21 protein-coding genes are annotated in these 20,036 nt (G+C 70.6%); 8 read left to right on the forward strand and 13 right to left on the reverse strand.

Features of this window, described 5'->3' with window-relative positions; translation table 11 throughout:
- Window positions 1–40 precede the first annotated feature (40 nt).
- From qcrB to ctaE, 4 genes are all read right to left on the reverse strand, one after another.
- Window positions 41–1,753 (reverse strand): cytochrome bc1 complex cytochrome b subunit, encoded by a 1,713-nt coding sequence (gene qcrB / locus FHX71_RS15130; RefSeq protein WP_182617683.1) that lies wholly within the window; start codon window positions 1,751–1,753, stop codon window positions 41–43.
- Window positions 1,750–2,820 (reverse strand): cytochrome bc1 complex Rieske iron-sulfur subunit, encoded by a 1,071-nt coding sequence (qcrA, locus tag FHX71_RS15135; RefSeq protein ID WP_182617685.1) that lies wholly within the window; start codon window positions 2,818–2,820, stop codon window positions 1,750–1,752. Before qcrA ends, qcrB begins: the two co-directional genes overlap by 4 nt.
- Window positions 2,817–3,596, reverse strand: coding sequence for a cytochrome bc1 complex diheme cytochrome c subunit (qcrC, locus tag FHX71_RS15140; protein ID WP_182617687.1), 780 nt, complete (start codon window positions 3,594–3,596; stop codon window positions 2,817–2,819). Before qcrC ends, qcrA begins: the two co-directional genes overlap by 4 nt.
- 105 nt (window positions 3,597–3,701) lie before the next feature.
- The gene (ctaE, locus tag FHX71_RS15145) at window positions 3,702–4,355 is read right to left on the reverse strand and encodes an aa3-type cytochrome oxidase subunit III (RefSeq protein ID WP_182617689.1); all 654 of its coding nucleotides are present in this window, start codon (window positions 4,353–4,355) and stop codon (window positions 3,702–3,704) included.
- Between the two features lie 178 nt (window positions 4,356–4,533).
- Here ctaE and FHX71_RS15150 point away from each other — a divergent pair, with 178 nt between their 5' ends.
- Both FHX71_RS15150 and trpD read left to right on the forward strand, forming a co-directional pair.
- Window positions 4,534–4,995 carry a response regulator gene (locus tag FHX71_RS15150; protein WP_182617691.1) on the forward strand — a complete coding sequence of 154 codons (462 nt, stop codon included), beginning with the start codon at window positions 4,534–4,536 and terminating at the stop codon, window positions 4,993–4,995.
- A complete protein-coding gene (gene trpD / locus FHX71_RS15155; protein ID WP_182617693.1) occupies window positions 4,992–6,041 on the forward strand; it encodes an anthranilate phosphoribosyltransferase in 1,050 nt (349 codons plus the stop codon). Before FHX71_RS15150 ends, trpD begins: the two co-directional genes overlap by 4 nt.
- Before the next feature lie 90 nt (window positions 6,042–6,131).
- Here the strand turns inward: trpD and FHX71_RS15160 are convergent, their stop codons facing one another.
- From FHX71_RS15160 to ctaC, 3 genes are read right to left on the reverse strand one after another with little or no spacing between them, the layout of a single operon-like run.
- Window positions 6,132–6,533 carry a cytochrome c oxidase subunit 4 gene (locus FHX71_RS15160; protein ID WP_182617696.1) on the reverse strand — a complete coding sequence of 134 codons (402 nt, stop codon included), beginning with the start codon at window positions 6,531–6,533 and terminating at the stop codon, window positions 6,132–6,134.
- Window positions 6,530–8,344, reverse strand: coding sequence for an aa3-type cytochrome oxidase subunit I (gene ctaD, locus FHX71_RS15165; protein WP_182617698.1), 1,815 nt, complete (start codon window positions 8,342–8,344; stop codon window positions 6,530–6,532). The genes FHX71_RS15160 and ctaD overlap by 4 nt, the downstream gene beginning before the upstream one ends.
- Window positions 8,344–9,267 carry an aa3-type cytochrome oxidase subunit II gene (gene ctaC, locus FHX71_RS15170; RefSeq protein ID WP_182617700.1) on the reverse strand — a complete coding sequence of 308 codons (924 nt, stop codon included), beginning with the start codon at window positions 9,265–9,267 and terminating at the stop codon, window positions 8,344–8,346. Before ctaC ends, ctaD begins: the two co-directional genes overlap by 1 nt.
- 270 nt (window positions 9,268–9,537) lie before the next feature.
- On the opposite strand from ctaC, the gene FHX71_RS15175 reads away from it, so the two are divergent.
- On the forward strand, window positions 9,538–10,809 hold the full coding sequence (locus tag FHX71_RS15175; RefSeq protein WP_182617702.1) for a cysteine desulfurase family protein: 1,272 nt from the start codon (window positions 9,538–9,540) through the stop codon (window positions 10,807–10,809).
- Window positions 10,810–10,869: 60 nt separating this feature from the next.
- On the forward strand, window positions 10,870–11,184 hold the full coding sequence (locus FHX71_RS15180; RefSeq protein WP_182617704.1) for a sulfurtransferase TusA family protein: 315 nt from the start codon (window positions 10,870–10,872) through the stop codon (window positions 11,182–11,184).
- A 342-nt stretch (window positions 11,185–11,526) separates the two neighbouring features.
- Here FHX71_RS15180 and erpA read toward each other — a convergent pair whose 3' ends face one another.
- The gene (gene erpA / locus FHX71_RS15185) at window positions 11,527–11,880 is read right to left on the reverse strand and encodes an iron-sulfur cluster insertion protein ErpA (protein WP_108495706.1); all 354 of its coding nucleotides are present in this window, start codon (window positions 11,878–11,880) and stop codon (window positions 11,527–11,529) included.
- A gap of 171 nt (window positions 11,881–12,051) precedes the next feature.
- Entirely contained in the window at window positions 12,052–12,630 is a 579-nt protein-coding gene (locus FHX71_RS15190; protein ID WP_182617706.1) for a hypothetical protein, read from the reverse strand.
- A gap of 41 nt (window positions 12,631–12,671) precedes the next feature.
- Between FHX71_RS15190 and nadA the strand changes: the two genes are divergently transcribed.
- The 3 genes from nadA to FHX71_RS15205 are packed head-to-tail and all read left to right on the forward strand — an operon-like array spanning window position 12,672 to window position 15,106.
- A complete protein-coding gene (nadA, locus tag FHX71_RS15195; protein WP_246403223.1) occupies window positions 12,672–13,886 on the forward strand; it encodes a quinolinate synthase NadA in 1,215 nt (404 codons plus the stop codon).
- Window positions 13,887–13,899: 13 nt separating this feature from the next.
- Complete coding sequence (locus tag FHX71_RS15200; protein ID WP_182617710.1) at window positions 13,900–14,529, forward strand: DJ-1/PfpI family protein; 630 nt, start codon at window positions 13,900–13,902, stop codon at window positions 14,527–14,529.
- Between the two features lie 31 nt (window positions 14,530–14,560).
- Complete coding sequence (locus FHX71_RS15205; protein ID WP_182617713.1) at window positions 14,561–15,106, forward strand: acyl-CoA thioesterase; 546 nt, start codon at window positions 14,561–14,563, stop codon at window positions 15,104–15,106.
- A gap of 24 nt (window positions 15,107–15,130) precedes the next feature.
- On the opposite strand, the gene FHX71_RS15210 is transcribed toward FHX71_RS15205, so the two are convergent.
- A complete protein-coding gene (locus tag FHX71_RS15210; RefSeq protein WP_182617715.1) occupies window positions 15,131–16,510 on the reverse strand; it encodes a dipeptidase in 1,380 nt (459 codons plus the stop codon).
- Window positions 16,511–16,602: 92 nt separating this feature from the next.
- Between FHX71_RS15210 and FHX71_RS15215 the strand changes: the two genes are divergently transcribed.
- Window positions 16,603–17,184: a DUF3043 domain-containing protein gene (locus tag FHX71_RS15215; RefSeq protein ID WP_182617717.1), complete on the forward strand. Its 582-nt coding sequence runs from the start codon at window positions 16,603–16,605 to the stop codon at window positions 17,182–17,184.
- A 194-nt stretch (window positions 17,185–17,378) separates the two neighbouring features.
- Here the strand turns inward: FHX71_RS15215 and FHX71_RS15220 are convergent, their stop codons facing one another.
- From FHX71_RS15220 to yczE, 3 genes are all read right to left on the reverse strand, one after another.
- Window positions 17,379–18,392: an aldo/keto reductase family protein gene (locus tag FHX71_RS15220; RefSeq protein ID WP_182617719.1), complete on the reverse strand. Its 1,014-nt coding sequence runs from the start codon at window positions 18,390–18,392 to the stop codon at window positions 17,379–17,381.
- A 9-nt stretch (window positions 18,393–18,401) separates the two neighbouring features.
- Window positions 18,402–19,229, reverse strand: a complete 828-nt coding sequence (locus tag FHX71_RS15225) for a hypothetical protein (RefSeq protein ID WP_182617721.1) — start codon at window positions 19,227–19,229, stop codon at window positions 18,402–18,404.
- Between the two features lie 93 nt (window positions 19,230–19,322).
- Complete coding sequence (yczE, locus tag FHX71_RS15230) at window positions 19,323–20,036, reverse strand: membrane protein YczE (RefSeq protein WP_182617724.1); 714 nt, start codon at window positions 20,034–20,036, stop codon at window positions 19,323–19,325.

Below are 20,036 nucleotides of genomic sequence, written 5' to 3' on the forward strand. Positions count from 1 at the left end.
GACCGAGAGACGCAGGCCATCGCTTGGTGTCGCAGGTCGCTCAGTGCTCCCGCGAGGTGGTTCCCGCGCCGGCCTCGACGGCCTGACGCTCGGAGCCGTGCAGCTCGTCGTGCTCGCCGTGCGAGTGCGCGGCGGCCACCTCTGCCGGGGTGACGGGCGAGACACGGTCCTCGTAGAAGAACCGGGACAGGACCTGCCAGCGCTTGTCGGCGCCGTAGCCCTTGCGCTTGACGCCCCGCGCGTCGGTCTTCGGGGCGATGGCCAGCGGGCCGGGCGCCTCGTAGTTGACGCGGAGCCAGCGCTCCTGGTCGTCCAGCGGGGTGTGCACCTCGATGTACTCGCCGGTGGCGAAGCGCACGATGCGGCCCGACTCGTGGCCGTGCAGCACCAGCTCGCGGTCCTTGCGCTGCAGGCCGAGGCAGATGCGCTTCGTGATGAAGTACGCGAACACCGGCCCGACGAAGAACAGCACGCGGAACACCCAGGTGATCGCGTTGATCGACAGCGCGAAGTGCGTGGCGATGAGGTCGTTCGACCCGGCCAGGGCCAGGATGATGAACGCCGTCAGGAACGCGACGCCCAGGCCGGTGCGCGCCGGCTTGTTGCGCGGGCGGTCCAGCACGTGGTGCTCGCGGTCGTCGCCCGAGACCTTGGCCTCGATGAACGGGTACACGATGAGGAACGTGAACAGGAGACCCGGGATGACGACGGCGGGGATCAGCACGTTCAACGGCAACGTGTAGCCGAGGATGACCCACTCCGTGCCCTGGCCCGGCATCAGCCGCAGCGATCCCTCCAGGAACAGCATGTACCAGTCCGGCTGGGCGCCGGCGGAGACCGGTGACGGGTCGAACGGCCCGTAGTTCCACACGTTGTTGATCGACATCGTCGCGCCCATGAGCACGAGCACGCCGAACACGATGAAGAAGTTGCCGGTCATCTTGGCGACGTACACCGGCAGCGCCGGGTAGCCCACCACGTTCTTGTCGGTGCGGCCACCACCCGGGTACTGGGTGTGCTTCTGCAGCACCATGAGGAACAGGTGCAGCGCGATGAGCGCGAGCAGGATGCCCGGCACCACGAAGATGTGCAGCGTGAACAGGCGCGGCACGATGTGGTGCCCCGGGAACTCGCCGCCGAAGATCATGTAGGACATGAACGAGCCGAGCACCGGGATCGACTTGACCACGCCGTCGGTGATGCGCAGGCCGTTGCCGGACAGCACGTCGTCGGGCAGCGAGTAGCCGGTGAAGCCGGCCGCCAGGCCCAGGATCATGAGCAGGATGCCGACGATCCAGTTGATCTCACGCGGCTTGCGGAACGCGCCGGTGAAGAACACGCGCATCATGTGCACCACGATCGAGGCCATGAAGATCAGGGCCGACCAGTGGTGGATCTGCCGCATCAGCAGACCGCCGCGCACCTCGAAGGACATCTCGAGGGTCGAGGCGAACGCCACGGACATGAGCTGCCCCTGCATGCTCGCCGGGTGCTCGCCCTCGTAGTGCTCCAGCGCCATCGACGGCTCGAAGAACATCGTCAGGAAGAAGCCCGAGATGATCAGCACCACGAACGAGAACAGCGCGATCTCGCCGAGCATGAAGGACCAGTGGTCCGGGAAGACCTTGCGCGCGAACTCCTTGACGGCGACGCCGATGGAGGTGCGCTGGTCGAGGTAGTCCGCGGCCTTGCCGACGGTCGTCGTCGGCTTGGCCGGTGCCTCGTTCTTGGTGTCGTGGGTCGCGGTGCTCACTTCAGGCGCTCCCAGAAGCTCGGGCCGATGGGCTCGGCGAAGTCTTGCTGCGCCACGAGGTAGCCCTCGTCGTCGACCGTGATCGGCAGCTGCGGCAGCCGGCGGTTAGCCGGGCCGAAGACGACCTTCGCGCTGTCCGCGATGTCGAACGTCGACTGGTGGCAGGGGCACAGCAGGTGGTGGGTCTGCTGCTCGTAGAGCGCCACCGGGCAGCCCACGTGCGTGCAGATCTTCGAGTAGGCGACGATGCCCTCGTGCGACCAGGTCTCGCCGGGCGGGGACTGGTCGGTCCGGAGGTCCTCCGGGTTCAGGCGGACCATGAGGACGACGGCCTTGGACTTCTCGTTGATCCAGTCGTGCGTCTCGCGGTACGCCTCGGTGGTCTCCGGGACGACGTGGAAGACGGAGCCCACGGTGACGTCGGCGGCCTTGATGGGCCGGCCCGAGGGGTCGATCGCCAGGCGCATGCCCGACTTCCACATGGTGTGCTTGAACTTGGAGATGTTCCAGTCGCCACCCACCGAGCCGATGAGCGGCACCGCGATGGCCAGCGGGAACAGGGCCAGCGCGCCGAAGAAGGCGCCCTTGAGCACACCACGGCGGCCGACGACGCCGGAGTCGCCCAGCCCCTCGTTCAGGTCGCGGACCGCGATGGCGCGGTCTTCCTCGTTCGTCGCGAGCGAGTGACGCTCCTGGACCATCTCCTTGTCGCCCATGAGCGACTTGGCCCAGTGGATGCCGGCGACGCCGATACCGAGCAGGGAGAGCGCGAGGCCCAGACCGATGAGCAGGGTCGACAGGCGGACGCCCGACGTCGTGCCGTCCGGCGGGACCATCACGTAGGCGACGATCGAGCCGATCGTGCCGAGGATGGACAGGACGAACAGGATCGTGACGGTCCGCTCGGCGCGCTTGGCGGCGCGCGGGTCGGTGTCCGTCAGGCGGTGCTTGTGCTCCGGGACGCCCGGGTCGGGAAACCGCTCCGGGTGGCCGACGGCGGTGCCCGTCTCGGGGGTGACCGCCACCTCGTGCGAGGTGTCGGCGGGGTTGTTCTGGTTCTCGCTCACGAGGACTTCGCTCCGATCCACACGGCTGCGCCGATGAGCAGGCCCAGGCCGATCACGAAGGCCCAGAGGCCTTCGGACACCGGGCCGAGGGCGCCGAGCGCGTTACCGCCGGCCGAACCCTCGCGCTGCTCGACGAGGAACGACACGATGTCGCGCTTCTCGTCCGGCGTGATGTTCGCGTCGTTGAACACCGGCATCGACTGCGGGCCGGTGAGCATCGCCTGGTAGATGTTCCGCTCCGACGTCTCCCACAGCGCGGGGGCGAACTTGCCCTCCGAGAGGGCGCCACCGGCGCCCACGGCGTTGTGGCACATGGCGCAGTTGGTGCGGAACAGGGCCATGCCGTTCGAGGCGTCGCCCTTCGAGGCGTCGACCTGCTCGTCCGTCGGGATGGCCGGGCCTGCGCCCAGCGAGGAGACGTACGCGGCCAGCGCCGCGGTCTGCTCGGCGTCGAACTGCGGCGGCTTGGCCTCCGCCTGCGGGCCGTTCATCTGCATCGGCATGCGGCCGGTCGACACCTGGAAGTCGACGGCGGCAGCGCCGACGCCTACCAGGGACGGCACGCCTGCGGTGCCCTCGGCGTTCGCGCCGTGGCACGTCGCGCAGTTGGCCTGGAACAGCTTCTTACCGGTCTCGATGTCCGCGGTGCTGACGGTCTCGGCCTTAGCCGTGCTCGGAGCCAGGGCGGCGTAGACGCCGCCCGTGGTCAGCAGCGCCAGCAGCAGGAGGACGACCGGCGCCAGCCGGTGATGCCTGCGGGCGGCGAGTGCCTTCACGAAAATTTCCTCGTCTCGCTGTGAGTGTTGAGCTTCTCTGTCATGAACCTATGCCACCGCACGTGGCCGTGTGGCACGGACGCCCTGGGGCGACCGTGCGAACGGTCAGCGCAGCAGGTAGATCACCGCGAACAGCGCGATCCACACCACGTCGACGAAGTGCCAGTAGTAGGACGTGACGATCGTGGTGGTGGCCTCGTGGTGACCGAAGCGCTTGGCGGCGAACGAGCGGCCGAGCACGAAGAGGAAGGCGATCAGACCGCCGGTCACGTGCAGACCGTGGAAGCCGGTCGTCATGTAGAAGACCGAGCCGTACGCGCTGGACGAGATCGTCAGACCCTGGTGCACCAGCTCGGTGTACTCGAAGATCTGACCACCGATGAAGAACGCGCCCATCAGGTAGGTCATCGTCAGCCACTCGTGCATGCCCCAGGTCCAGAACTGGTAGAGCTTCCCGGAGCGCGACGGCTTGAACTGCTCGGCCTTGAAGACCGCCCACTGGCAGGTGAAGGAGGACAGCACCAGGACGATCGTGTTGATCGTCGAGAAGGTGATGTTCAGCTTGTCCGCCTGCAGCGCCCACTCCTCGGCCGGCATCGTCTGCCGGACCGTGAAGTACATCGCGAAGAGCGCTGCGAAGAACATGAGCTCGCTCGCGAGCCAGACAATCGTCCCGACCGAGACCGGGTTCGGACGATTGACTGTCACGTGCTGGTGCGTGGGGGTGGCTGCAGCCGTTGCGGTCGACACGACAGCCATTATGGCCGACGTTGGAGCGTCCCGAACGCCGAAGAGCCGCGGACACTCGCGTCGAATCTCACAAAGTCCTTTCATCGCCCTACCGGTGCCCTCACTTGCTGACGTGATCCAGCAGATCGCCATGAAAAGGGAGTGGACATATCTGCCGCCGAGGCAGTCTCTGTGCCACGATCGACGCATGACCGGCATGACGACGGATGTGACCAGCGCAGGTTCGAGCGGTACGGCTTCCGGCAGCTCCGCGCCGGGCCCGCGAGTCCTCCTGTACAGCGACGACCGCACGGTGCGCGAGCAGGTACGCCTCGCCGTCGGGCCGCGCCTGCACGCGGGCGCGCCCACCATCGAGTGGGCCGAGGCCGCCACCGCGACCGCCGTGGTGGACCAGGCCGACAACGAGAAGTGGGACCTGCTCGTCCTCGACGGTGAGGCCGACCAGACGGGCGGCATGGGCCTGTGCCGCCAGCTCAAGAACGAGATCTACGAGTGCCCTCCGGTGCTCGTGCTGACGGGGCGCCCGGCCGACGCCTGGCTCGCGACCTGGTCGCTGGCCGACGGCGTCGTGGCGCGCCCGCTCGACGCCGTCAAGGTCCAGGAGGCCGTGGCCCACCTGCTCGCCCCCGCGACGGCGGGTACCGCGTGAACCTCGAGGCACCCACGTGGTCCGGTCTGCTCGCCGGGCTCATGACCGGCACCGACCTGAGCCAGCAGGAGGCCCGCTGGGCGATGGACCGGGTGATGACCGGTGAGGTCTCCCCCGTCCAGCTCGCCGGCTTCCTGGTGGCGCTGCGGGCCAAGGGCGAGACCGTCGAGGAGCTCTCGGGCCTGACCGACTCGATGGTCGAGCACGCCGTGCGCATCGAGGTGCCCGGGCCCTCGGTGGACATCGTGGGTACCGGCGGCGACCGTGCGCACACGGTGAACATCTCCACGATGGCCTCCGTGGTCATCGCGGGTGCCGGCCTGCGCGTCGTGAAGCACGGCAACCGGGCGGCGTCGTCGTCGTCGGGCAGCGCGGACGTGCTGGAGGAGCTCGGCATCCGCCTGGACCACCCGCCGAAGCGCGTCGCGCGCATCGCGCGCGAGGCGGGCATCACCTTCTGCTTCGCCGCGGCCTTCCACCCGTCCATGCGCCACGCGGGCGTGACCCGCAAGGAGCTGGGCGTGCCCACGGCCTTCAACTTCCTGGGCCCGCTCACCAACCCGGCCCAGCCGCGCGCGGCCGCCGTCGGCTGCGCGGACGCGCGGATGGCGCCGCTGATGGCGGGCGTGTTCGCCGAGCGGGGCAAGTCCGCGCTGGTGTTCCGCGGGGACGAGGGCCTGGACGAGCTCGCCGCGACCGCGGGCGCCACCGTCTGGGAGGTGTCCGGGGGCACGGTCACCGAGCACCGCATCGACCCCGCCGAGGACCTGGGCCTCACCCGCATCAAGGTCGAGGACCTGCGCGGCCACGACGCCGCCTACAACGCGGGCGTCGCCCGGGCGGTGCTCGCGGGCGAGGACGGCCCGGTCCGCGAGACCGTGCTGCTCAACGCCGCCTCCGGCCTCGTCGCCGACGGCACGCTGCCCGGCACGGGCTCCGGGACGCTCGTGGAGCGGCTCACCGCGGGCATCGGCCTCGCGGCGCAGGCCGTGGACTCCGGGGCCGCCCAGGCCACCCTGGACCGCTGGATCGCGGCCAGCCGGTAGCCGGCACCGCCGAGATAGAACCGTGGCGAGATAGAACTGGGGCCGGACCACCGATCGGTGGTCCGGCCCCAGTTCTATCTCGGCGAAGCGTCAGTGCGAGTGGATGCCTCGCGAGTACTCGAACACCCAGCCCACCAGCGCGATGATCGCCACGCAGAAGCCGATGTAGAGCACCCACCAGCCCACGGCCAGGCCGAGGAAGCAGATCGCGGCGGAGCCGGCGATCGCGAGCGGCCACCAGCTCCAGGGCGCGTACACACCCTGGTCACCGGCGGCGTCCTCGATGTTGCCGTTCGGGTCGTCCTCGGGCCGGGCGTCGATGCGCCGGGCCGTCAGGGCCAGGTACGCACCGATCATCGCGACCAGGCCACCGACGAGCGGCATGCCCAGGAAGCCGACCGGCTCGTGCCAGTCCGTCATGAAGCCGTAGACGACCCCGGCCAGGACGAAGAAGGGCGTGCCCCAGAGGAACAGCCGTGCCTCGATCTTCACTTGCTGGTCCCCTCGTCCGGCTTGTCCACGATGGTCGTGCTGCTCTGACCCGAGTCGCCCGTACCGTTCGCGGCGCGCTGCTGGGCCTGCTTGTCCTGACCGCGGCGGTCGGCCTCGCCGTAGATGTTGTCGAGCACGCCGCGGTTGTACTCCGGGTGCTCCATCGCGACGACCTCAGGGTGGTGCAGGTCGAACGCCGGCGACTCCGAGCGGATGCGCGGGAGCGAGGAGAAGTTGTGCCGCGGCGGTGGGCAGGACGTGGCCCACTCCAGGGAGCGGCCGTAGCCCCACGGGTCGTCGACCGTCACCTTGGGCGCCTTGCGCCAGGTGATGTAGACGTTCCAGAGGAACGGCAGGGTCGACGCGGCGAGGATGAACGCGCCGATCGTGGACACCTGGTTCTCCCAGGTGAAGCCCTCCTGCGGCATGTAGTCCGCGTAACGACGCGGCATGCCCTCGACACCCAGCCAGTGCTGGATGAGGAACGTGGTGTGGAAGCCGACGAACAGCATCCAGAAGTGCACCTTGCCCAGGCGCTCCGACAGCATGCGGCCGGTCATCTTGGGCCACCAGAAGTAGAACCCGGCGAACATCGCGAACACGACGGTGCCGAAGACCACGTAGTGGAAGTGCGCGACCACGAAGTACGAGTCGGAGAGCTGGAAGTCCAGGGCGGGGCTCGACAGGATGATGCCGGTCAGGCCACCGAAGAGGAACGTCACCAGGAAGCCGATGGACCAGAGCATCGGCGTCTCGAACGTGAGTTTTCCTCGCCAGAGCGTGCCGATCCAGTTGAAGAACTTCACGCCTGTCGGTACCGCGATGAGCATCGTCATGAACGCGAAGAACGGCAGCAGGACGGCGCCGGTCACGTACATGTGGTGCGCCCACACCGTCACCGACAGCGCGGCGATGGCGATGGTCGCGTAGACCAGGCCCGTGTAGCCGAAGATCGGCTTGCGGCTGAACACCGGGAAGATCTCGGACACGATGCCGAAGAACGGCAGGGCGATGATGTAGACCTCGGGGTGCCCGAAGAACCAGAACAGGTGCTGCCAGAGGATGGCGCCACCGTTCTCGGGGTTGAAGATCTGCGCGTCGAGACGACGGTCGGCACCCAGCGCGAACAGCGCGGCGGCCAGCGGCGGGAAGGCCATCAGCACGAGGAGGCTGGTGACCAGCGTGTTCCAGGTGAAGATCGGCATCCGGAACATGGTCATGCCCGGCGCGCGCATCGTGATGATCGTGGTGATGAAGTTGACCGCACCGAGGATCGTGCCGAAACCGGCCAGTGCCAGGCCGAAGACCCAGAGGTCTCCACCCAACCCTGGACTGTAGGTCGTGGTCGACAGCGGCGCGTACGCGAACCAGCCGAACGACGCGGCACCCTGCGGGGTGAGGAAGCCGGCGGTGGTGATGAGGCCACCGAACAGGAACAGCCAGTAGGCGAACATGTTCAGGCGCGGGAACGCGACGTCGGGCGCGCCGATCTGGAGCGGCATGATCACGTTCGCGAAGCCCGCGAAGAGCGGGGTGGCGAACAGCAGCAGCATCACGGTGCCGTGCATCGTGAAGAGCTGGTTGTACTGCTCCTTGCTCTGCACGAGCTGGATGCCCGGCTCGAACAGCTCCGCCCGGATCAGCAGGGCCATCAGGCCGCCGATGCAGAAGAAGATGAACGACGTGATCAGGTAGAGGTACCCGATCGTCTTGTGGTCAGTGGAGGTGATCCACTTGATGATCGTCCGGCCGAGCGTCTGGCGCCCGGGGGCCAGGCCCGGGATCAGCTCGGTCGTGGTCGCTGCGGCCATCAGTGCCCAGCCTCCTCTTCCGTGGTTTCCGCCGGGTTGTCGACCGGGCCGGCCGTGCGGGCGAGGTCCATGCCGAGCGAGCCGGTCTGCCCCTTCGCCGCGAGATCCGCCATGTGGGCGTCGTACTCCTCGGCGGACACGACCTTCACGTTGAAGAGCATGCCGGAGTGGAACTCACCGCAGAGCTCGGCGCACTTGCCGGCGTACGTGCCCTCGCGGGTCGGCGTCACCTGGAACGTGTTGGTCCGGTTCGGGATCATGTCCTGCTTGTACAGGAACGCGGGGATCCAGAAGGAGTGGATGACGTCGCGCGAGTCGAGGGTGAACTCGACGGTCTCGTTGACCGGCAGGTAGAGCGTCGGGAAGGACGTCGAGGTGCCGACGGCGCCGTCGAGCTCGTCCTCGGCCGTGACGCTGCCGGGGTCCGCCTCGTGCTCGCCGTAGTCGTACACGTCGGCGTCGAGGTAGTTGAAGTCCCAGCTCCACTGCTTGCCGACGACCTGGATGTGCTCGGTCGCGGTGCCGTCGACGGTCTTGATGGCCGTCACGTCGCGGTCGGTATACCAGAACAGCACGAGCACCATGATGATCGGCACGGCCGTGTACATGAGCTCGAGCGGCAGGTGGTAGCGCGTCTGCACCGGGAGCTGGTGGTCGTCCTTGCGCTTCCGGTAGGCCGCGATGCACCACAGCATCAGGCCCCAGGTCACGATGCCCACGGCGAGGGCTGCGATCCACGAGCCCACCCACAGGTCGGTGATGCGACCGGTCTGGTTAGTCACCTCCCCGTCGCTGTAGCCGGGCAGGTATCCGCGCTGGACGGATTCGCTTGCGCAGCCAGAGGCCAGCACTGCGACGGCGACGGCTAGAGCCGACGCACGCAGGATGGCCCGCCGGGTGCGGGTAGGTGACTTCGAGTGCAAGGGAGGCCTTTCACGTCTCGTCCGGCGCGTCGCACCGGTTTCCTCCCGAGCTCCACGCAGAACCTTCGTCCTCGATGGGATGCAGCCTAGCGCGCTCCGGGGCCTGATGATGCCCGGAACGGACCTCGCGGAACGTGACGCACTCCGCACACGGGGCACACGTCGGCGCTGTTCAGGACACCCGCCCAGGTCGTGTCAGAACGATCGCCGCGAGGGCCCGTCACGACAGGTGCGAGGATCAGACGGACGGCACCAGCAGCAGGAGGACGTGTGAGCCACGCCACCCCGGGGAACCCCGGTGAGCCCGGCAGTTCCGGCAGTCTCGGCAGGCCAGGAGGTTCCGGCAGGCCCGGAGGTTCCGGTACCCCGGAGCGGGTCTACCTCGACAACGGCGGGCGCGCCCCGTGGCACCCGCTCGCCCGGCAGGCGTTCGAGCAGGCCCTCGCCGACGGCTGGGCGGACCCCCGCCGCCTGCACGCCGAGGGCCGGCGCGCGGCGCGGCTGCTCGACGGCGCCCGCGAGGCGGTCGCCGCCGTGCTCGGCGCACGCACGCAGGAGGTCCGGTTCACGCCCAGCCACACCGCCTCCCTCCACACGGCGGTCGCGGCGGCCGCGGCTGCCCGACGGCGCGCCGGCTCCGCCGTCGTCGTCAGCGCCGTCGAGCGGGCCGCCGTCCTGCACGCGGCGAGCCTGGCGTCGGGTGGTGCCGGAGGCGCGGGTGTCACGGAAGGTGCGGATGCCGCAGGCAGGCCCGCCGCCCCCGTGCCCGTCGACCGGCTCGGGCGGGTCGACGTGGACGCCATGGTCGCGGCAGTCGGGGCGCCCGGCGTCGCGCTGGCCGCGCTGCAGCACGCGAACGGCGAGGTGGGCACGGTCCAGCCGGTCGGTGCGGTGCACGACGCCGCCCGCGAAGCCGGCGTCCCGCTGCTGGTCGACGCCGGGGCGAGCGTGGGCCACGTCGCGGTGCCCGACACCTGGGACCTGCTGGCCGCGGACCCGGCGGACTGGGGCGGCCCGGCCGGCGTCGGCGTCCTCGCCGTCCGGCACCGGGTGCGCACGGCGCCCGTAGGACCCGAGGACGAGGACCCGTGGGCCCCCGGCGGCGTGAGCGTGCCCCTGGCGTTCGCCGCGGCGGTGGCGCTGCAGGCCGTCGAGTCCGACCGGGTGGCGCAGGAGGCACGTCGTCGGGCACTGGTGGAGCGGGTACGGGCCGAGGTGTCCCGCATCCCCGACGTCGAGGTGGTGGGCGACCCGGACGGACGCCTCCCCCACGTCGCCACGTTCTCGTTCCTCTATGTGGACGGCGAGGCGCTCGTGACGGAGCTGGACAGGCACGGGTTCGCCGTCGGGTCGGGCTCGGCGTGCACCGCGAGCACGCTGGAGCCGTCGCACGTGCTGGCCGCGATGGGCGTGCTCACGCACGGCAACGTGCGGATCGCCCTGGACCGCTCCACCACCGCCGACGAGGTCGAGCGGTTCTGCGCGGTGCTCCCGGGCGCCGTGTCGCGGGTCCGCGAGATGCTCGGCGTCGGCGGCCTGTAACTCTCCCCACGCACGACTCCCTTGCACGTGTCAGACACACAGGTCACTAGAGTGACCTGTGTGTCTGACACGTTGGTGGACGCCCGCGGGCTGCGCTGCCCGCTGCCCGTGATCCGGCTCGCCGCGGCCGCGAAGGGCCTGCCGGCGGGCACCGAGCTGACCGTGCTGTCGACCGACCCCGCCGCCAAGCACGACGTGCCCGCCTGGTGCCGCATGCGCGGCCACGAGCACGTGGCGACCCGCGAGCACCACTCCGGGAGCCCGGGCGAGGAGGGCCGCGATGCCGGAGCCGACAACACGCCCGGCGACGAGGGCTGGGACGAAACCGCCGACGAGGGCTGGGACGGCTGGGCCGTGACCGTCCGCCTCGGCTGACCCTCTCCTTCGAGACCTAAGTTTCTTCGCTCTGGAGCGGCTCAGAGCGAAGAAACTTAGGTCTCGAAGGAGAGGGGACAAACCGCCAGGTATTGAGATCGGTCTTCTGCGTCGAGATCGGTCGATCAACCGACCGATCTCAGTGCAACCGGCCGGTCTCAGTGCATTCGACCGATCTCAGTGCGACCGACCGGTCTCAGTGCATCCGACCGGTCTCGGAGCAACGGACCGATCTCGCACACCCCGCTCCCACCAAAGGAGCCAGGACATCACGAAGGGCCGGTCACCCCGTGGGGTGACCGGCCCTTCGCGCCGAGAACGTCGCTCAGCGGGAGGCTGCGATCAGGAGAACGACCCGCCGCAGGCGCATGCGCTGCCCGCGTTCGGGTTGTCGATCGTGAAGCCCTGCTGCTCGATGGTGTCCTTGAAGTCGATCGTGGCGCCCTCGAGGTACGGCACGCTCATCTTGTCCACGACGACCTCGACGCCGTCGTAGTCGCGCAGAGCGTCCCCGTCGAGCACCCGCTCGTCGAAGTAGAGCTGGTAGATCAGCCCGGAGCAGCCACCCGGCTGCACCGCGACGCGGAGGCGCAGGTCGTCGCGGCCCTCCTGCTCGAGCAGGCTACGGACCTTGCCCGCGGCGACGTCGGTGACGTTGACGCCGTGGGTACCGATGTCCGTGGTGGTGTCGGTCATGTCATCTCCCGATCGTGTTCGACATACCGGTAGTCGATCCTTGAACGTCCCTAACCCATCGGCTGGTCCGTCTGTTCCCGCGTGCCGGTCTGTTCTCAGATCGTACGCCCACGTACCGCGTGCGCCCATCACCGTCCGGGGTGCGGAGCGCCGCCCGCGGGGCCCGCCGGGTCAGCGCGCCCAGCCGGGCGACCAGGTCCGGGCCACGCGGGCGACGTCGCCGTCGGCGACCTCGTGCACCCCGCTGAGGCCCGCCGTCGACCACTCGCGCCTGCTCACCTTGCTGCGCTCCGTGACCACGACCACGGGGACCGCGTGCGGCGCGGCGGCCGCCGCGGCCTCCACGACGACCCCCCGGTGCAGGCCCTCGCCGTCGAGCAGCGTGACGTACGCCACGACGACGTCGGCGCGCGCGGCGGCCTCGGTCAGCGCCGCGCCCTCCGCCCGGGGCAGGGCCGAGGAGGCGGGCCCGGGCGCCGTCGGCCCCGGGTGCGCGAGCCCCGCGTCCTGCGGCCCGACGGCGGCGGGCCGCCCCACCGGGATCGCGGGTCCGGCCAGCAGCACGCCGCGGCTCGCGGCGTCGTCGGGCGGCGGGACAGGCGGACCGCCCGCACGCGCCGCGACGGCCCCGGGTACCCGGACCTCGCGCGCGTCGGTGCCGGCGTGCGGCGCGGCGGCATGCCACGCGGAGGCCAGTCGCTCGGCGTCGGGCAGGGTCTCGGCAAGCAGCAGCACGTGCACGAGACGCATCGTGGCACCGTCCTGACTGCCTGTCACCACCGCGTGTCATGATGGTGACCGTGAGCACCCTGCTGGCTGAATACTCCGGTTTCTCCGAGCCTGCCTCGTCCCCGTTGCTGCTGCTCGGCCAGGGGCGTGACCTGGCCTCCGAGCGCGGCGTGGAGTGCACGGGCGAGCTGCCCGCACCGAGCGACCCGGACCTCGTGGACCGGGCGCGCGCCGCACGGGCCGCGCTGGGCACCCGCGCGTTCGTCCTGGGCCACCACTACCAGCGCGACGAGGTCATCGACTTCGCCGACGTGACCGGTGACTCCTTCAAGCTCGCGCGCGAGGCGGCCGCCCGCCCCGAGGCCGAGTTCATCCTGTTCTGCGGCGTGCACTTCATGGCCGAGAGCGCGGACATCCTCACCTCCGACCAGCAGCAGGTCGTGCTGCCGGACCTCGCGGCCGGCTGCTCGATGGCCGACATGGCCGCGATCGGCCAGGTCGAGGAGGCCTGGGCGGTGCTGCAGGACGTCGGCATCGCGGACTCCACGATCCCCGTGACGTACATGAACTCGTCGGCCGCCATCAAGGCGTTCACCGGGCGGCACGGCGGCACCGTGTGCACCTCCTCCAACGCCGAGGTCGCGCTGCGCTGGGCGTTCGACCAGGTCGGCGGCGTCGACGGCACCGGCAAGGTGCTCTTCCTCCCCGACCAGCACCTGGGCCGCAACACCGCGGTCCTGGAGCTCGCGATGTCGCTGGACGAGTGCGTGGTCTTCGACCCGCGCAAGCCGAACGGCGGGCTGACGGACCAGGAGCTGCGCGACGCGCGGATGATCCTGTGGCGCGGCCACTGCTCGGTGCACGGGCGCTTCTCGGAGCAGAACGTCACCGACATCCGCGCGGCGGTGCCCGGCGTCAACGTCATGGTGCACCCGGAGTGCAAGAACGAGGTCGTCACCGCGGCCGACTACGTGGGCTCGACCGAATACATCATCAAGAAGCTCGAGGCGGCCGAGCCCGGCTCCTCGTGGGCGATCGGCACGGAGCTGAACCTCGTGCGCCGGGTCGCGCGGGCGCACCCCGACAAGCAGGTGCACTACCTCGACTCGACGGTGTGCTTCTGCTCCACCATGAACCGGATCGACCTGCCGCACCTGGTGTGGGCCATGGAGTCGCTCGTGGAGGGGCGCATGGTGAACCGGATCGTCGTGGACGCCGACGACGCCCACTGGGCGCGGGTGGCGCTCGACCAGATGCTGGCCCTTCCCGGAATCTGACCGGGCTGAGCGTGTGAGCGGCAACGGCGGGCTACGGATCGGGATCTTCGTCTTCGACGGGGCGGAGGAGCTCGACGTCGTCGGGCCCTTCGAGGTCTTCGCCGAGTGGGGCTCGCACTCGCAGGTGCGGCCCACCGTGAGCACGTTCTCCTGGGACGGCTCCGGAGTGCGGCTCGCCAAGGGCCTGCGCATCCTGCCCGCGCACGGCGCGGACGACGTCGGGCCGCTGCACGTGCTGGTCTACCCCGGAGGCCTCGGCACCCGGCCGCTGCTGGCCGAGCCGGGGCACCTGGAGTGGCTGCGGCAGATCCGCAGGCAGACCCCGATCATGGCGAGCGTCTGCACGGGCGCCCTGCCGCTGGCCGCGGCCGGGCTGCTCGCGGGGCGGCCGGCCACCACGCACCACGAGCACTACGACGAGCTCACCGACCTGGACCCGAGCGTCCTCGTGGACACCGAGGCGCGGTACGTGGACGACGGCGACGTGGTCACCTCCGCCGGTGTCTCCGCGGGCATCGACATGGCGCTGCACCTGGTCGAACGCCTGGAGACGACGGCGGTGGCCCGGTCGGTGCGCAACGCTATCCAGCACCCGCCGACGGCGCTCGGCGCGCCCGGACCAGGGACCGGACCGGGTATCTGATACTGCCGGTTCCCGGTATAACCTCGGGCACATGGCTCGCATGCTCCAGCTCACCTGGTCCGGACTCTTCCCCCGCAAGGCCCGCCCTGGACAGACGCTGCTCGACCCCTCCGTCACCCGGATGCGCGTCGGGCTCCTGGACCTCGACTCCTACCTGCACGTCAACAACGGCACGTACCTGCAGATGATGGACGTGGCCCGGAACAACCAGATCGCCGACCTCGGCATGTTCCCGGTCGCCAAGCAGAAGGGCTGGGCGCCGGTGGTCGCGGCGTCGACCATGAAGTACCGCCGGTCGCTGCAGCCGTTCGAACGGTTCGAGATCACGACCCGCATCCTGGGCTGGGACGAGCGCGTCTTCTACCTGGAGCAGGTGTTCACGCGCGGCGACAAGCTGTGTGCCCGCGGCATCGTCGCCAGCCGGTTCCTGGACCGCAAGGGCAACCGGATCTCCGCGCTGGACGTGGTGCGGGACGCGACGGGCGAGGACCTGCCCTCCCCCGAGCTGCCCGCCGACGTGGCGGCGTGGGCTCGCGCGCTGGACGTGGCACCGCGCGAGCCCTCCGCCAAGATCTAGCCGGGGCGGGACAGAGCTGAGGGCCTAGAGCCCCTCGCCGATCTTCGTCAGCAGCAGCGCCTCGGCCAGGACGACGTTCCGCAGCTCGCCCAGATGCACCGACTCGTTGGCGCCGTGCGCCCGCGAGTCCGGGTCCTCGACGCCGGTCACGAGGATCGCGGCGTCGGGGAACACCTCGAGCAGGTCCGCGATGAACGGGATGGACCCGCCCACGCCGACGTCGACCGGCGGGGTGCCCCACGCCTCGGCGAAGGCGGCGCGCGCCGCCCGCATGGCGGCCGTGTCGCCCGCGGCGAGGAACGGCTTGCCCTGCTCGCCCGAGCGCCACGTGACCTGCGCGCCGAACGGCGCGTGCTTGGCCACGTGGGCGGCGAGGGCCGCGTCCGCGGCGGCCGGGTCCTGGCCCGGCGCGAGCCGCAGCGAGATCTTGGCCGAGCAGCGCGGCGCGATCGTGTTGGACGCCTCGGCCACCGAGGTGACGTCCATGCCGATGACGGACAGCGCGGGCTTGGCCCACAGGCGACCGGACAGGGTGCCGGTGCCCGCGAGGGACACGCCGTCGAGCAGCGACGAGTCGGCGCGGAACTCGGCCTCGGAGTAGTCGACCTCGGGCTCCGGCGCGCTGACCAGGCCGTCGATCGCGACGTCGCCCGCCTCGTCGTGGAACGTCGCCACCAGCCGGGACATCAGGGTGACGGCGTCCAGCACGGCGCCGCCGAACATGCCGGAGTGCACGGCGTGGTCCAGCACGCGCAGCTCGATCTCGCCGTCGACCAGGCCGCGCAGCGACGTCGTCAGGGCGGGCACGCCCACCTTCCAGTTCGTGGAGTCGGCCACGACGATGACGTCGGCCGCGAGCAGGTCGCGGTACTGCTCCAGGAAGGCCCGGAACGACGGCGAGCCCGACTCCTCCTCGCCCTCCAGGAACACCGTGACGCCGACGGGCAGGTCCGCGCCGTCGGGCAGGCCGAGGGCGCGCAGGGCGCCGAGGTGGGCCACGATGCCCGCCTTGTCGTCGGCGGCGCCGCGGCCGAAGAGGCGCTCCCCCACCTGCGTGGGCTCGAACGGGTCGGTGTCCCAGGTCGCCGGGTCGCCCGGCGGCTGCACGTCGTGGTGCGCGTAGAGGAGCACCGTCGGCGCGCCCTCGGGCGCGGGCCGGCGCGCGACGACGGCGGGCGCGCCCGGCGTGCCGTCGGGGCGCGGGGCGGACAGGATCTGGACGTCCGGCAGGCCGGCGTCGCGCAGGAGCTGCGCCGTGGTGTCGGCGCTGGCGGCGACGTGCGCCTGGTCGAACGCGGCGGCCGAGACGCTCGGGATGCGAACGAGCGCCTCGAGGTCGGCCTGCAGGGCGGGGAACAGCTCGGCGACGCGGGCCCGGAGGGCAGCGGATGTATCGGTGGTCACTGCCCCACGTTAACGGCTCGCAACCAGCCGGTGCCGGGAGCGATTAGGCTGGGAGGGTGTTCTCCCGCAGCAAGACTTCGACTCCAGACGGCGTGACCCCCGTGGGCGACTCCCCGACCGAGGTGACTCCGGCGTCCGACGAGACGCAGACCGCCGCCGGCAAGGGCCGCCCCACGCCGAAGCGCAACGTCGCGCAGGCCGCGAACAAGCGCCCCCTCGTCCCGGACGACCGCCGGGCCGCGCGCAAGGCGCAGCGCGAGAAGTCGCGCGTCGACCGGGAGCGCGCCTACCAGGCGATGCAGACCGGCGACGAGCGCTACATGCCGGCCAAGGACAAGGGTCCGGTGCGCCGGTACGTGCGCGACTTCGTGGACGCGCGCTGGAACCTGGGCGAGTTCTTCCTGCCCGTCGCGTTCATCTTCCTCTTCGCGACGTTCTTCACGCAGCAGTACCCGCAGCTCAGCATCTTCGTGATGCTCGGCCTGTACGGGTTCCTGTTCCTGACGATCATCGACGCGTGGCTGCTCTGGCGTTCGCTGAAGAAGCGCCTGACGGCCAAGTTCGGCGAGGTGCCGCGCGGCCTGCTGATGTACACCATCACGCGCGCCTACCAGCTGCGCCGGTCGCGGCTGCCCAAGCCGATGAGCAAGAAGCGCGGCAACTACCCGGAGTGACCCGCCTCGCCGAGATAGAACCCCGGCGAAGTAGAACTGTGGCGAGGTAGAACCCTGGCGGTTGCCGGGTGTTCTACCTCGCCACAGTTCTATCTCGCTGCAGTTCTACTTCGCTGCAGTTCTATCTCGCTGCAGTTCTACTTCGCTGCAGTTCTATCTCGCTGCGGTTCTACTTCGGCGAGACGGGGAGTGCGTCAGGCCGGGCGCTTCTTCGGCATGCCCTCGAAGGTCTTGGCCGGGTCGCGCTCGACGACGCCCGCGAGCGCCTCGTCGATCTGCTTCAGCAGCTCGGCCGGGATGGTGACGCCCGACGCCTTGACGTTCTCGGCGACCTGCTCGGGGCGGGAGGCACCCACGAGCGCGGCAGCCACGTTGTCGTTCTGCAGCACCCAGGCCACGGCGAGCTGCGCCATGGACAGGCCCAGCTCGTCGGCGACCGGCTTGAGGTTCTGCACGGCGGTCAGGGTCTCGTCGCTCATGAATCGGCTGATGGTCTGCGCGCCGCCCTTCTGGTCCGTGGCGCGCGAGCCGGCCGGCGCGGCCTGGCCCGGCAGGTACTTGCCGGAGAGCACGCCCTGGGCCATGGGCGACCAGACGATCTGCGAGACGCCGACCTCCTTCGAGGCGGGCACGACCTCGTCCTCGATGACGCGCCACAGCATCGAGTACTGGGGCTGCGAGGAGATGAGCTGGAAGCCGAGCTCCTTGGCGAGCGCGGCGCCGGCGCGGATCTGGTCGGCGGACCACTCGGAGACGCCGATGTAGAGGGCCTTGCCCTGCCGGACGACATCGGCGAACGCCTGCATCGTCTCCTCGAGCGGGGTCTCCACGTCGTAGCGGTGGGCCTGGTACAGGTCGACGTAGTCGGTGCCGAGGCGCGACAGGGAGCCGTTGATGGACTCCATGATGTGCTTGCGCGACAGGCCGACGTCGTTGGGGCCCTTGGGCCCGGTGGGCCAGTACACCTTGGTGAAGATCTCCAGGGACTCGCGGCGCTCGCCCTGCAGCGCGTCGCCGAGCACCTGCTCCGCGACGGTGTTGGCGTACACGTCGGCGGTGTCGAACGTGGTGATGCCGGCGTCGAGGGCGGCGCGGACGCACGCCGTGGCGACGTCGTTCTCGACCTGCGAGCCGTGGGTGAGCCAGTTGCCGTACGTGATCTCGGAGATCTTGAGACCACTGTTGCCGAGGTACCGATAGTTGACCATGACGGCAGCCTATGCCAGGCGTTCGAATCGATTCGAGTCCCGGCGCAGCGTGCGCAGCAGGCCGGCGGCGAGCAGGGCCTGCCCGGCGACGTAGACCACGGCCGACAGGCGCAGGACGGCCAGGTAGACGCCCTCCGAGTCGCCCACGAGGAGTCCGGCGGCGGCGAGCACCGCCGTCGCGACGTGCAGCAGGGCACCGGTGCCCGCGAGGCGGTCGACCCGCCAGGCCGCCACCTCCAGGAACGCCACCGCGACGCACCAGGCCGCGCCCGCCGTGACCGCCCCGACCACGTACTCGGCGAGGTCCAGGTGCAGCAGCCCGGAGACGACGACCGCGACGGCGGCGACGCCGACGACCCAGCAGGCGGCGCCGGCCAGGCGGTACAGACGCCCCGCGCCGAGCCACCCCCGGAACGCGAGGGTCTGCGCGACCAGCGCCAGCGCGAGCACCGCGACCAGCATCATCGCCTGGTAGACGATGCCCTCGAGCTCCATGCTGCCCATCAGCGCCTCCCACACCCCGGACAGGAGCGTGCCGGCGACCACCGGGTCGCCCAGGTAGCCCAGCGCCAGGGCGACGAGGGTCAGGACCACGGGGCGGGGCCGCCCGCTCGTCCCGGGGGTTCCCGAGGCCGCCCACAGCGTCAGGGCCAGCAGCGGCAGGAGCAGGAGGTGGGCCACGACCGCGGGCGTGAGCCCGTCCTCGCCCCACGGCTCCACGTCGCCCGTCAGCCGGACCACGAGCGCGACGAGCAGCGCGCCGAACGCGATCCGGGAGACGAGGCCGGGCAGGAACGTGCGGAGTCGCGTCGGCGGGACGACGTCGTGGCTGGTCATGCCCTCATGGTGGAGGGTGGTTGCCCCGGGCGCCACGAAAGCCGCGCCTGGTCGGCCCGCTTCAGTGGCCCTCGCCGTCAGTGAACCTCGCGGTCAGTGGCCCTCAGTCAGGCCCGACGGCGCGAGCCACCGCGCGGCGACCTGCACCACCGGGCCGACGCCGAAGGCGAACACGACGGTCGCCCAGCCGAACGTGCCGCCGAGCAGCACCCCGATCACCACGACCGTGACCTCGATGGCGGTCTTGACCAGCCAGACGGGCCAGCCCGTCAGGCGCACCGCCCCCGTCATCAGGCCGTCGCGCGGCCCCGGCCCCAGCCGTGCGCCCACGTAGGCGGCGGTGCTGATCCCGAGGAGGACCGTGCCGCCCAGGGCGAGCGCGATCCCGGTGGCGAGCGCCGGCTCGGGCAGCACCCGGTCCAGTGCCCACAGGGCCGGGTCGATGACCAGGCTGATCACGATGATGTTCGCGACCGTGCCGATGCCCGGCTTCTGGCGCAGCGGGATCCACGCGAGCATGACCAGCAGGCCGACGCCGAGCACGACCCAGCCGTACGGCAGCCCGGTGCGGCCCACGATGCCCTGGTCCAGCACGGCCCACGGCATCGCGCCCTGCCCCGAGTGGAGCATCATCGCGGTGGCGACGCCGAAGCCGACGAGCCCCAGCAGGAGCTGGACGCCGCGGCGCACCGGCCCCATGAGCACGCGCGCGACGACCGGTGCCGGGTCGAGCGCCGGGGCTTCGAGCCCTGGAACGGGGATGTCAGCGGGGGCGGGCTCGGCCGGGCGGCCGGTGGTCGTCGTCAT

Source organism: Promicromonospora sukumoe (genome assembly GCF_014137995.1).
In the GTDB taxonomy this organism is placed as follows: domain Bacteria; phylum Actinomycetota; class Actinomycetes; order Actinomycetales; family Cellulomonadaceae; genus Promicromonospora; species Promicromonospora sukumoe.

Coding starts and splice junctions, on each gene's coding strand:
- ctaE (WP_182617689.1), bottom strand. CDS start 4,355: ATGGCTGTCGTGTCGACCGCAACGGCTGCAGCCACCCCCACGCACCAG.
- FHX71_RS15150 (WP_182617691.1), top strand. CDS start 4,534: ATGACCGGCATGACGACGGATGTGACCAGCGCAGGTTCGAGCGGTACG.
- ctaD (WP_182617698.1), bottom strand. CDS start 8,344: ATGGCCGCAGCGACCACGACCGAGCTGATCCCGGGCCTGGCCCCCGGG.
- erpA (WP_108495706.1), bottom strand. CDS start 11,880: ATGACCGACACCACCACGGACATCGGTACCCACGGCGTCAACGTCACC.
- FHX71_RS15190 (WP_182617706.1), bottom strand. CDS start 12,630: ATGCGTCTCGTGCACGTGCTGCTGCTTGCCGAGACCCTGCCCGACGCC.
- nadA (WP_246403223.1), top strand. CDS start 12,672: ATGGTGACCGTGAGCACCCTGCTGGCTGAATACTCCGGTTTCTCCGAG.
- FHX71_RS15205 (WP_182617713.1), top strand. CDS start 14,561: ATGGCTCGCATGCTCCAGCTCACCTGGTCCGGACTCTTCCCCCGCAAG.
- FHX71_RS15220 (WP_182617719.1), bottom strand. CDS start 18,392: ATGGTCAACTATCGGTACCTCGGCAACAGTGGTCTCAAGATCTCCGAG.
- FHX71_RS15225 (WP_182617721.1), bottom strand. CDS start 19,229: ATGACCAGCCACGACGTCGTCCCGCCGACGCGACTCCGCACGTTCCTG.
- yczE (WP_182617724.1), bottom strand. CDS start 20,036: ATGACGACGACCACCGGCCGCCCGGCCGAGCCCGCCCCCGCTGACATC.